This window comes from Paraclostridium tenue, assembly GCF_039521565.1.
GTDB classification, from domain to species: Bacteria; Bacillota; Clostridia; order Peptostreptococcales; family Peptostreptococcaceae; genus Paraclostridium; species Paraclostridium tenue.
Genome location: NZ_BAAACP010000006.1, coordinates 150,525 through 163,012 on the forward strand (window position 1 = coordinate 150,525; position 12,488 = coordinate 163,012).

General features: G+C 29.0%; 12 protein-coding genes. 10 read left to right on the forward strand and 2 right to left on the reverse strand.

Annotated elements, in window-relative coordinates:
- The 9 genes from ABFX13_RS06580 to ABFX13_RS06620 all read left to right on the forward strand — a co-directional run bounded on the left by ABFX13_RS06580 (window position 1) and on the right by ABFX13_RS06620 (window position 9,302).
- Window positions 1–513, forward strand: coding sequence for an adenine phosphoribosyltransferase (locus tag ABFX13_RS06580; RefSeq protein ID WP_346044109.1), 513 nt, complete (start codon window positions 1–3; stop codon window positions 511–513).
- Window positions 514–587: 74 nt separating this feature from the next.
- Window positions 588–2,795 carry a RelA/SpoT family protein gene (locus ABFX13_RS06585; protein WP_346044111.1) on the forward strand — a complete coding sequence of 736 codons (2,208 nt, stop codon included), beginning with the start codon at window positions 588–590 and terminating at the stop codon, window positions 2,793–2,795.
- A gap of 10 nt (window positions 2,796–2,805) precedes the next feature.
- Complete coding sequence (gene dtd, locus ABFX13_RS06590) at window positions 2,806–3,255, forward strand: D-aminoacyl-tRNA deacylase (RefSeq protein WP_346044114.1); 450 nt, start codon at window positions 2,806–2,808, stop codon at window positions 3,253–3,255.
- A gap of 13 nt (window positions 3,256–3,268) precedes the next feature.
- Window positions 3,269–3,886 (forward strand): MBL fold metallo-hydrolase, encoded by a 618-nt coding sequence (locus tag ABFX13_RS06595; RefSeq protein WP_346044116.1) that lies wholly within the window; start codon window positions 3,269–3,271, stop codon window positions 3,884–3,886.
- A 39-nt stretch (window positions 3,887–3,925) separates the two neighbouring features.
- Window positions 3,926–5,401: a coproporphyrinogen dehydrogenase HemZ gene (hemZ, locus tag ABFX13_RS06600; protein WP_346044118.1), complete on the forward strand. Its 1,476-nt coding sequence runs from the start codon at window positions 3,926–3,928 to the stop codon at window positions 5,399–5,401.
- Window positions 5,391–6,653, forward strand: coding sequence for a histidine--tRNA ligase (gene hisS / locus ABFX13_RS06605; RefSeq protein WP_346044120.1), 1,263 nt, complete (start codon window positions 5,391–5,393; stop codon window positions 6,651–6,653). Before hemZ ends, hisS begins: the two co-directional genes overlap by 11 nt.
- 23 nt (window positions 6,654–6,676) lie before the next feature.
- Window positions 6,677–8,464: an aspartate--tRNA ligase gene (aspS, locus tag ABFX13_RS06610; RefSeq protein ID WP_346044123.1), complete on the forward strand. Its 1,788-nt coding sequence runs from the start codon at window positions 6,677–6,679 to the stop codon at window positions 8,462–8,464.
- Window positions 8,465–8,560: 96 nt separating this feature from the next.
- Window positions 8,561–8,851, forward strand: a complete 291-nt coding sequence (locus ABFX13_RS06615; RefSeq protein WP_346044125.1) for a metal-sensitive transcriptional regulator — start codon at window positions 8,561–8,563, stop codon at window positions 8,849–8,851.
- A 10-nt stretch (window positions 8,852–8,861) separates the two neighbouring features.
- Window positions 8,862–9,302: a SoxR reducing system RseC family protein gene (locus ABFX13_RS06620; RefSeq protein ID WP_346044127.1), complete on the forward strand. Its 441-nt coding sequence runs from the start codon at window positions 8,862–8,864 to the stop codon at window positions 9,300–9,302.
- Window positions 9,303–9,330: 28 nt separating this feature from the next.
- Here the strand turns inward: ABFX13_RS06620 and ABFX13_RS06625 are convergent, their stop codons facing one another.
- Window positions 9,331–9,876 carry a threonine/serine exporter family protein gene (locus ABFX13_RS06625; protein ID WP_346044129.1) on the reverse strand — a complete coding sequence of 182 codons (546 nt, stop codon included), beginning with the start codon at window positions 9,874–9,876 and terminating at the stop codon, window positions 9,331–9,333.
- Window positions 9,876–10,667 carry a threonine/serine exporter family protein gene (locus ABFX13_RS06630; RefSeq protein ID WP_346044131.1) on the reverse strand — a complete coding sequence of 264 codons (792 nt, stop codon included), beginning with the start codon at window positions 10,665–10,667 and terminating at the stop codon, window positions 9,876–9,878. Before ABFX13_RS06630 ends, ABFX13_RS06625 begins: the two co-directional genes overlap by 1 nt.
- A gap of 247 nt (window positions 10,668–10,914) precedes the next feature.
- Here ABFX13_RS06630 and ABFX13_RS06635 point away from each other — a divergent pair, with 247 nt between their 5' ends.
- Window positions 10,915–12,162 carry a serine hydroxymethyltransferase gene (locus ABFX13_RS06635; protein ID WP_346044133.1) on the forward strand — a complete coding sequence of 416 codons (1,248 nt, stop codon included), beginning with the start codon at window positions 10,915–10,917 and terminating at the stop codon, window positions 12,160–12,162.
- Window positions 12,163–12,488: the final 326 nt, after the last annotated feature.

Below are 12,488 nucleotides of genomic sequence, written 5' to 3' on the forward strand. Positions count from 1 at the left end.
ATGAACTTAAAAGATTCAATAAGAGAGATTAAAGATTTCCCAAAACCAGGTATAGGATTTAAAGACATAACAACTTTATTAAGCAACGGAGAAGCATTTAAGTTTGCCATAGATGAGATAATAGCAGATCTAAAAGATAAAAATGTTGATGTAATAGTTGGACCAGAAGCAAGAGGATTCTTAATGGGAACTCCAGTTGCTTACGGAATGGGCATAGGATTTGTACCAGTTAGAAAGCCAGGTAAATTACCAGGAGAAGTAGAAAGCTTTGAGTATGGATTAGAGTACGGAACTGATACATTAGAAATCCATAAAGATGCAATAAAGCCAGGTCAAAGAGTTGCGATAGTAGATGATTTATTAGCTACAGGAGGAACTATGCAAGCTGCTGCTAAACTTATAGAAAAGTTAGGTGGAGAGGTTGTTTCTATGCAATTTTTAATAGAATTAGAAGAGTTAAAAGGTAGCGATAAACTATCTAATTATCATGTGAACTCACTTGTAAAATATTAATAACGTTCAATAGTTGGTAAAAAGCCAACTATTTTCATATATATCAAAATTTATACTATAAAATAGGTGGTACTATGCAAGATAAGCAATTACAAGAATTAATAGATAAGATAAAAAGATATGCTCCTAATGGAGATATAGACCTAGTAAAAAAAGCCTATTACTATGGTAAAAAGGCACATGATGGTCAATTAAGAAAATCTGGGGAACCATATTTTATACATCCAATAGCAGTTGCTAATATACTTTGTGATATGGAATTAGATATGCAAACTATAGCAGCAGGGTTATTACATGATGTAGTTGAAGATACTCAATACACATATGAGGATATAAAAAATGAGTTTGGGGAAGAAGTAGCAGACCTTGTTGATGGAGTTACAAAACTTGGGCAAATAAAGTATAAATCAAAGGAAGAAACACAAGCTGAAAATCTAAGAAAGATGTTTTTAGCTATGTCAAAAGATATTAGAGTTATACTGATAAAATTAGCAGATAGGTTACATAATATGAGAACCTTAAAGTTTATGCCTCCTGAAAAAGCAAAATCTAAAGCAAAAGAAACATTAGAAATTTACGGTGGAATTGCCAGTAGACTAGGTATATATAAAGTTAAATGGGAATTAGAAGATATCGCACTTAGATATATAGATAGTGAAGGATATTATGACTTAGTAGATAAAGTTGCTAAAAAAAGAAGTCAAAGAGAAGCTTATATAGAAAGAATAGTACATATTCTTAATGATAAATTTAAAGAAGTTAATATAAAATGTGATATATATGGAAGGCCTAAACATTTCTATAGTATATATAGAAAAATGAAAAATAAACATAAAGACTTTGAAGAAATATATGACTTAATGGCAGTTAGAATTATAGTTGATTCTGTAAAAGATTGTTATGCGGTATTAGGGATGGTACATACTTTATGGAAACCAATACCTGGAAGATTTAAAGATTATATTGCTATGCCAAAGCCAAATATGTATCAATCACTTCATACAATAGTTTTAGGACCGGACGGTGAGCCTGTAGAGATACAAATAAGAACAAAAGAAATGCATAATATAGCTGAGTACGGAATTGCAGCACACTGGAAGTATAAAGAAGGAAAAACAAATGTAAAAGAGAGTAAATTAGAAGAAAAATTACAGTGGCTAAGACAAATGATGGAATGGGAAAAAGACCTAAAAGATCCTCAAGAGTTTATGGATGCATTAAAAGATGATGTATTTAATAGCCAAGTTTATGTATTTACTCCCAAAGGAGATGTAATAGAGTTACCAGCGGGATCAACTCCTATAGACTTTGCATATAGAGTACATACTAATGTAGGAAATAAATGTGTAGGAGCTAAAATCAATGGAAGAATAGTTCCTCTAGATTATAAATTACAAAATGGTAATATAGTTGAAATATTGACTTCTACAAACTCTAATGGACCAAGTAGGGACTGGATTAATTTAGTACAAACCCCTAATGCTAAATCTAAAATAAGACAGTGGTTTAAGAAAGAACGAAGAGAAGAAAATATAGAAAGAGGAACTGTAATTTTAGAAAAAGAATTTAAAAAATATGCAATACCTACAAAAGATGCTACAATTGAAAAATATATGATTCAGATGGCTAAAAAATTCAATCAGCCTACAGTAGAAGATTTGATTGCTACTATAGGATATGGAGGAATAATGCCATCTCAAATAGTTCCAAAAATAAAAGAACTTTATGAAAAAGAAGTTGTAAAGAAAATACCAGATACTAAACAAATAGATGATATAAATAAGCATAGTATAGGAGAGCAAGAATATACTAAAAAAAGAAAGAAATCATCACCACAAGGAATTATAGTAAAGGGATTAGACAATATATTAGTTAGATTTGCTAAATGCTGTAATCCAATACCTGGGGATGATATTATTGGATATATAACAAAGGGTAGAGGAGTTGCAGTTCATAGAAAAGATTGCCCAAACTCTAATTTAGATGATGAATATTTCAAAAATAGATTAGTAGAAGTTTCTTGGGAAACATCAAATAATACTAAGTTTGAAGCTGAGATACAAATACAAGCTGAGGATAGAAGAGGTATTATAAATGATATAACTCATATTGTAGCAATTGAGAAGATAGCATTAAATGGTATAAATGCTAGAAAAGGGAAAGATAGTGTTATTAATGTAAATTTACTTGTAGAGGTTGAAAGTATAGATGCATTAAGTCTTTTAATGAAAAAGATTAAATCAATTCCAGGAGTAGAGGAAATTTATAGAGTTATAAATTAAGGAGGAATTAATGAGAGCTGTAGTTCAAAGAGTATCTTCTTCAAAGGTTACAGTAAATAAAAATACAATTGGAAAGATAAACAAAGGATTGCTTGTATTATTAGGTGTAACTCATGAAGATACAAGTTCAGATGTAGATTATTTATTAGAAAAGATAGTAAATTTAAGAATATTTGAAGATGAAAATGACAAAATGAATTTATCACTTAAAGATGTGAAGGGAGAACTTTTAGTAGTTTCCCAATTTACATTATATGGTGATTGTAAAAAAGGTAGAAGACCTAATTTTACAAATGCTGCAAAACCAGATTTAGCTACTAAGTTGTATGAAGAATTTATAAAAAAAGCTATTAAAGAAGGTATAAGAGTTGAAACTGGCGAATTTGGAGCACATATGATGGTAGAGCTAGTAAATGATGGACCAGTTACTATGCTTATAGATTCAGAAAAAAATTTTTAAGGGGGATAAAGTTATGATAATAGAAAAATTTACAGATCACTTATTTGGAGAAAATACTTATCTAATAGCAGATAAAAATACAAGAGAAGGTGCTGTTATAGATCCAGGTGGAGATATAAAAGATTTAATGAAATATATAAAGGAAAATTTTATAGAAGTTAAATATATAATTCTTACTCATGGACATGGAGATCATATTGGTTGTGTGCCTGAATTAAAAAAAGCTACAAATGCATGTATAATAGCACATAGTGATGAAAAAGAAATATTATTAGATAAAAAGAAAAATTTAAGTTATAGAATGCACTGTGGGCCTACTGAATTTGAAGCTGATAAATATGTTAATGAAGGCGACAGTGTAAATTTAGGAGATTTAAAGCTTAAATTTATACATACACCAGGGCATACTAAAGGTGGTATGTGCATAAAGGTAGGAAATCACATGTTCACAGGAGATACTTTATTTGCAGGAAGTATGGGTAGAACTGATTTATATAGTGGAGATAATAAACAAATGCAAAAATCATTAAGTAGATTAAAAAATTATGAAGATGATATAATTGTATACCCAGGACATGGACCAAATACTACTATGGGAATAGAAAAAGCTACCAACCCATATATGGTATAATGGGTGTTTGTTAAGACTAAAGAAAAAGGAGTAGTTTAAATGTTAGGTGTTAAGTTACAAGGACATGACTACAAGTATGAAGTTGCAGAATTATTAAAATTATTTACTACTCAATTTAAATTTATAAATAGTAATGATGAATTTGAAAAAATTTTAATAAATGAAGTTATTATAAAAGATAAACAAATAGAAAGTATAACTAAATACTATGAAAATAAGGAACTAAAAATTTGCAAATCAGAAAGTTTTGATACAAATTTAATAAATAAAGAAGATATAAAAAAAGGTACAAAAACAATAATAAAAAGAAGTATATTTAATGTTTTAGATGAATTATTTAAAACTTATGTACCTTGGGGTATTTTAACGGGAATAAGACCTGTTAAAATAGTACATAACTTATTAGACCAAGGCTTAAGTGAAGAAGATATAAGAGAAAATCTTAAAAATAATTATTTAATAAAAGATGAAAAAATAGATTTAGCTTTGGATATAGCAAAAAGAGAAAGGGTATTTATATATCCGATTGATAAAAATAAAATATCTCTATATGTAAGTATACCTTTTTGCCCTACAAGATGTGTGTATTGTTCATTCCCAGCTAATCCTATGAAGCAGTTTGGTCACTTAAGAGATAAATATGTAAAAGCACTTATAAAAGAGATAAAAGGATTAGCCAAGCTTTTAAAAGATACTAATAAAGATATCGAAACTCTTTATATAGGTGGTGGAACGCCTACTGCCTTAGAAGCTAATCAACTAGATGTATTGATTAAAGCTTTATTTGAAGAATTAGATTTAAGTAATATAAAAGAATTTACAGTTGAAGCTGGTAGACCAGATACTATAACTAAAGAAAAGCTAGAAGTTATGAAAAAACATAATGTTACTAGAATAAGCATAAATCCTCAAACTATGAATAATGAAACATTAGCTAAAATAGGAAGAGATCATAAGGTTGATGATATAATAAATTGTTTTAAAATGGCTAGAGACTTAGGGTTTGACAATATAAATATGGATATTATATTAGGATTAGTTGATGAAGATTTAGAAATGGTTAGAAATACTTTAGAAAAAATAAAAGAACTGTCACCTGAAAGTTTAACTGTACATACTTTAGCTATAAAGAGAGCATCTACATTAAAAGAAAATCTTGATAAATATGAGCTTACAAGATATGAAGAAATGATAAAAATGATTGATTTATCTATGAAATATGCAAAAGATATGGGGTTAAATCCATATTATATGTATAGACAAAAACATATGCTTGGAAACCTTGAGAATATAGGATATGCTAAAGAAGGCTTTGAATGTATATACAATATTCAAATAATGGAAGAAAAGCAAAGCAATTTAGCTGTAGGTGCAGGTGCAATAAGTAAGTACGTCTATGTAGATGAAGATAGAATAGAAAGAACTGATAATGTTAAGAATGTTGAACAATACATAGACAGAGTTGATGAAATGATAGAAAGAAAGGTAAAGGAGGTATATAAAAATGTTAACTAAGGCTCCAAGAGGGACAAAAGATATAACTCCAAAAGATGCATATAAATGGAATTATGTTGAAAATAAATTTAGAGAAATTTGTGCGCTATTTGGCTATGAAGAAATAAGAACTCCTATATTTGAACATACGGAATTATTCCAAAGAGGTGTTGGAGAAACAACAGACGTTGTTCAAAAGGAAATGTATACCTTTGAGGATAAAGGAAAAAGAAGTATAACACTAAAACCAGAAGGAACTGCTGGTGCAGTTAGAGCATTCATAGAAAATAAGATGTATGCAGATACTCAACCAACAAAGTTATTCTATCAAACTCCTTGTTTTAGATATGAAAGACCACAAGCAGGAAGACAAAGACAATTCCATCAATTTGGAATAGAAACATTAGGTAGTGATAAACCGTCTATAGATGCAGAAGTTATAGCATTAGCAGTTCAGTTTTTCAATGAGTTAGGATTAAATGATTTAGAAACTTGTATAAACTCAGTTGGATGTCCTACATGTAGAGCAAAATACAATGATATATTAAAATCATATCTTGATTCTAAAAGTGATGTATTATGCGAAACTTGTAATGAAAGAAAAGAAAAAAATCCAATGAGAGTTATAGACTGTAAAAATCCAGTTTGTAAAGAAAATTTAGTTGATATACCATATATGATAGACCACTTATGTGATGATTGTAAGGAACACTTTGAAAAAGTTCAAGAGTATCTAACTGAAATGGGAATAAACTTTAAGATTGATAAAACTATAGTTAGAGGTCTTGATTACTACAAAAAAACTGCATTTGAAATAATATCAACAGATATAGGAGCACAAAGTACAGTTTGTGGTGGTGGAAGATACGATGGATTAGTAGAGCAACTTGGAGGACCTAAAGGAGTAAGTGGTATAGGTTTTGCCCTTGGTGTTGAGAGATTATTATTGACACTTGAGAATAATAATATAGAAATAGAAAATCCTAAAGCTACAGATATATTTATTGCAACTATAGGAGAGAATGCTCAAGCTAAGAGCTTTAAGATATTAAAAGATTTAAGAGAAAATCACATAAGTGCAGATAAAGACCACTTAGACAGAAGTTTAAAAGCTCAGTTTAAATATGCAGATAAATTAAATGCTAAATATACTATAGTCATAGGTGATGATGAGTTGTCTAATGATGAAGTTAAGCTTAAAAATATGGCTACATCAGAACAAACAACTATAAAACTAAGTGAGATAGTTACAGAATTAAAAAATAGATTATAATTTCAATATATGGAGGGCAAGTTATGGAGACTCTAAATGGACTAAAGAGAACTCACTACTGTGGAGACTTAAGAGAATCTAATATAGATGAAGAAGTTGTACTTATGGGATGGGTACAAAAGAAAAGAAACTTAGGAGGATTAGTATTCGTTGACCTAAGAGATAGAAGTGGAATATGTCAAATAATATTTGATACAGATGTAAATGCAGATGCTTTTGCTAAAGCTGAAAAATTAGGATCAGAATATGTTATAGCTATAAAAGGTAAAGTTGCTGAAAGATCATCTAAAAATCCTAATTTACCAACTGGAGATATAGAAGTATTTGCTACTGAGTTAAGATTATTAAATAAATCAGAAACACCACCTATATATATAAAAGATGATGATAATGTATCAGAAGAGTTAAGACTTAAATATAGATACCTAGATTTAAGAAAACCATCTATGCAAAAGAATTTAATATTAAGAAGTAAGGTTGCAAATATAGTTAGAAATTACTTAACAGAAAATAATTTCTTTGAAATAGAAACTCCATTTTTAATAAAGCCAACTCCAGAAGGAGCTAGAGATTATTTAGTTCCAAGTAGAGTTAATGAAGGAAAATTCTATGCATTACCACAATCACCACAGTTATTTAAGCAATTACTAATGGTAAGTGGTATGGATAGATACTTCCAAATAGTTAAGTGTTTCAGAGATGAAGACTTAAGAGCAGATAGACAACCAGAATTTACTCAAATAGACTGTGAAATGTCTTTTGTTGAACAAGAAGATGTTATGGCTATAATGGAGAAAATGGTACAAAGAATATTTAAAGAAATTTTAAATGTTGATGTTAAGTTACCACTTAAAACTATGACTTATGCTGAGGCTATGGAAAGATATGGTTCAGATAAACCAGACACTAGATTTGGATATGAATTGACTAATATATCTGATATAGTAAAAACTTGCGGATTTGGAGTTTTTGCTAATGCTGCTAAAGATGGAAGTGTAAGAGGTATTAATGTTAAAGGGAAAGCTGAAGATTTCTCTAAAAAGCAAATAGGTAAATTAGAGGACCATGCTAAAACTTATAAAGCTAAAGGTCTTGCTTGGATGAAAGTAGGAGAAAACAGAGAAGTTACATCTCCTATAGCTAAGTTCTTTACACCAGAAGAAATGACGGCTATATTAGACAGAATGGATGCTAAAGAAGGAGATTTATTATTATTTGTTGCAGACAAAGATTCTGTAGTATTTGATGCATTAGGACAAGTAAGATTAGAAGTTGCTAGAAGATTAAATATCTTAGATAACAATGTTTATGAAATGTTATGGGTAACTGAATTCCCATTATTTGAGGAAGATGAAGAAACTGGAAGAATGATAGCTAAACATCACCCATTCACATCACCACTTGATGAAGACTTAGAAGGAATTGAAGGAGATGATAAAGCTTCTTTAAGAGCTAAGGCTTATGATATGGTTATAAACGGATATGAAGTAGGTGGAGGAAGTGTTAGAATATTTAATTCTGACGTACAACAAAAAATGTTTAAAGCATTAGGATTCACTGAAGAAGAAGCACAAGAAAAGTTTGGATTCTTATTAGATGCATTTAAATATGGAACTCCTCCTCATGCAGGTATGGCATTTGGATTAGATAGACTTATAATGATACTTGCTGGAACTACTAATATTAAAGATGTTATAGCATTCCCTAAAAACCAAAGTGCAGTATGTCCTATGACAAATGCACCTGCAATTGCAGATGAAGCTCAATTGGAAGAGTTAAATATAAAAGTAGACATAAAAGATAAAGAGTAATATTTAATAAATACTGCTAAATTAATTTAGCAGTATTTATTTTTTTTTATTAAAATGGTATATAATATAATATAAGAACAGAGAAGAGGTTGATATATGGATAAAAAATTAGCTAGTACCAATGATAAAGAGTTAATTATTAAAAGGTTAAATAGGATTGAAGGCCAAGTAAAAGGAATTCAAAAAATGGTTGAAGATGAAAGATATTGTGTAGATATTTTAGTTCAGATATCTGCTATAAGATCTGCTATAAATAAAGTAGGTAATATTATTTTAGAAAATCATATTAAAGGTTGTGTTACTAACTCTATAAAAGAAGGAAATACTGAAAAATCAGATGAACTAATATCTGAATTAATGCAAACTATAAATAAATTTACTAAATAGGGGGATAAATATGAATCAACGTGGGTATGTGATAGAAATAGTAGATAGTATAACTGCAAAGATAAAAATGCAAAAACATTCAGCATGTGCATCTTGTGGTAAGTGTGCATCATCTACAGATAAAAAAGATATAATTGTTGAAGTAGACAATACATTAGGTGCTAAGGTTGGAGATTATGTGGAGGTAAATATGGATTCTGTAAATGTAATTAAAGCAGCATCTATAATTTATATTATACCTCTAATAGCACTTTTAGGAGGTACTATTTTATCGTATAAGATATTAAGTTTTTTTGATATATCGTTTAATATAGAAATAATAAGTGGATGTATGGGTGTATTATTAACTATACTATCTTATTTAGCTATAAAGAGTAGAGATTTTAAATTTAGGCAAAGTAGAAATTACATACCTATAATAACTAAAGTAATAAATAATATAGATATATAAAAAGAAGAAGCTACATAGCTTCTTCTTTTTATATATCGTCATCTTGGTCTAAATCGTTATCCTCAGTCATTATATTGTTTTCATAATTAGAATCTTTCTTTGTAGCTACGTTATTAAAGCTAGATATAGACTTTTTAAGTTTTATTGTATTTATAGTTTTAACAAATGAAGTTACAATTAATACTCCAAGTGATATAGCTCCACCAACCAACAAAGCAGTTACACCTGTAGATGTAGCTAACTCATAATTTTCCTGAACAAGATACAACATAGTATTATACATACCCAATCCAGGAACTAGAGGTATTATACCTGGTATGATAAAAACTATAGCAGGTTGTTTTAAATATCTTGCAGATACCTCACTTAAAATTCCTACAATTGTAGCAGGTACAAAATTTGATAAAATAGGGTTATCTGTTAGTTTAAACAAATAAACATATAAAACCCAACCTATGGCACCTATTAACCCAGCATAAGGTAATGCTTTTTTAGGAGCACTTAAGAATATAGAAAAACCTATAGTACAAATAACACTAAATATAAAATGTAAATATAATGGCATAGAACTCATTATAATACACCTCCTAATTTAAGCCATACATCAAGAACAAATCCTACACCAACAGCAATAGCAACAGCGGTTAAAGTGGCATCAAATGCTCTTGCTACTCCTGATATTAAATCGCCAGAGATAAGGTCCCTTAATCCTTTTATCAAAGAAACTCCAGGAAGTAGAGGCATTATTGACCCTACAATAAGAGTATTAGGTTGACTTAAAAGTCCAATGCTTGATAAAGATGTACCAATTACAGCTATGAATATAGCTGAAGTTAATGTTGCAAATGAAGGTATAGAGCTTATACCAAACATTTTATCAAATATTATAACTGCAAAAATAGATGTTATAAATGTAAAAATGAAATCAACTAATGTACATCCTAGCAAAACTGAGAAGCAAGCAGAACCAAGTCCTGTGCCAATATAAACTACCCATTGGTTATAAGATTTTACTTTTTCAATATCTTTAAGCAAAACTATGGCATCCTCTATAGATAAGTCTTTATTAGAAACAAATTTTCTAGAAAATGCATTTAAAAGATCAATTTTGTTTAAATTAATACCTCTATTTTTTATAGTTTTCATAAAAGTAATTCCATCGAATCTTTCATCTGAAATAATTATTACTGTAGGAGAAGTAAATACATTTACATGCTGATATCCTCTAGAGTTACAAATTCTAAGTATGGTATCTTCAACTCTATAAGTTTCCGCTCCATTTCTTAGCATGAGTTCACCTGTGAAAAGTGCAAGTCTAAAGATAGCTTTTTTTCTATCTTGATCATAATTAAATTCTCTATCCAAAATTACACCTCCAAAATAAATATAATAATAAAGATTATATCAAATATTTAACCATAAATACATTTATTTATTTAGTATATAGCTACATTAAAATTAAGTTTGAATTTACTAAATTTGCCAAATAAATCTAATTTTACAAACTGTTTTAAATAGGAATATTAAAGCTTAAAAATAGTATATATATATTAGCAGTTTATAAAAAATAGCCTTATGATTATGTATTTATTTATAAAGAAAGGATGATTCAATGTTTAAAAATTTAAAAAAAGTTGATAAAGAGATCTATGAAAGTATGGAAAGAGAATTAGAAAGACAAAAAAGAAATATAGAGTTAATAGCATCAGAAAATATCGTATCTATGGCTGTTATGGAAACTATGGGAAGTCATCTTACAAATAAATATGCAGAAGGTTATTCAGGGAAAAGATATTATGGTGGATGTGAACATATAGATGAAGTAGAAACATTAGCTATAGAAAGATTAAAAAAAATATTCAATGCAGAACATGCAAATGTTCAACCTCATTCTGGAGCAAATGCAAATATTGGAGTTTATTTTGCTATATTAAAGCCAGGAGATAGAGTAATGGGATTAAATTTATCTCAAGGAGGGCACTTAACTCATGGTTCACCAGCTAATATATCAGGCCAGTATTTTAAATTTACAGAGTATGGTATAAATAAAGAAGATGGAAGAATAGATTATGATGATATAAGAAAAAAAGCTCATGAAATAAAACCTAGATTAATAGTTGCAGGTGCTAGTGCTTATCCAAGAGAAATAGACTTTAGAAAATTTAGAGAAATAGCAGATGAAGTTGGAGCTATGCTTATGGTAGATATGGCTCATATAGCTGGGCTTGTGGCTGCAGGACTTCACCAAAACCCATGTGAAGTAGCAGATTTTGTTACAAGTACAACTCATAAAACTTTAAGAGGACCTAGAGGCGGTGTAATACTTTGTAAAAAAGAATATGCCAAAGTTATAGATAAAGCTATATTCCCAGGAACTCAAGGAGGACCATTAGAACACATAATAGCTTCTAAGGCAGTTGCATTTAAAGAAGCTTTAGAGCCTGAATTTAAAGAGTATCAAAATCAAGTTGTAAAAAATGCTAAAAAGTTAGCAGAAGAACTAATAAAAAGAGATTTTAAATTGATTACGGGTGGAACAGATAATCATTTAATATTATTGGATTTAACAAATAAGAATATAACTGGTAAAGAAGCTGAGAAAAGATTAGATGAAGCTTATATAACAGCTAATAAAAACACAATACCATTTGATCCAAATGGAGCATTTATAACTAGTGGTATAAGATTAGGGACACCTGCAGTAACTACCAGAGGAATGAAAGAAGAAGATATGGAAGATATAGCAGAGTCTATAGATTTATGTTTAACTTATAATAAAGAAAAAGAAGCAAGGGATAAAGTAATAGAATTGACAAATAAGTATCCTTTATATAAAGAATATGAAATATTTAAAAAGTAGGTTTTACATTGGAAAATTAAAGAGACTAAGATGCAATTTTTATCTTAGTCTTTTTTAATTTATATATTTATTATTGAAGAAAAAATAAAAAAATAAAATTAAATTTAAAAAAAGTATTGACCATATTAAATTAAGGTGATATAGTATTACTTGTCCTTAAGAAAAGGGCAAACAAATAAATGAACTTTGAAAATTAAACAGTAGGTTAATTATAAAAATTATTTTTGAAGAATTAAACAACAAACAACCAAGCCAGATATTCAGATAATGATAGCTGAGCGATGGACAACTTTTATTTGAGAGTTTGATCCTGGCTCAGGATGAAC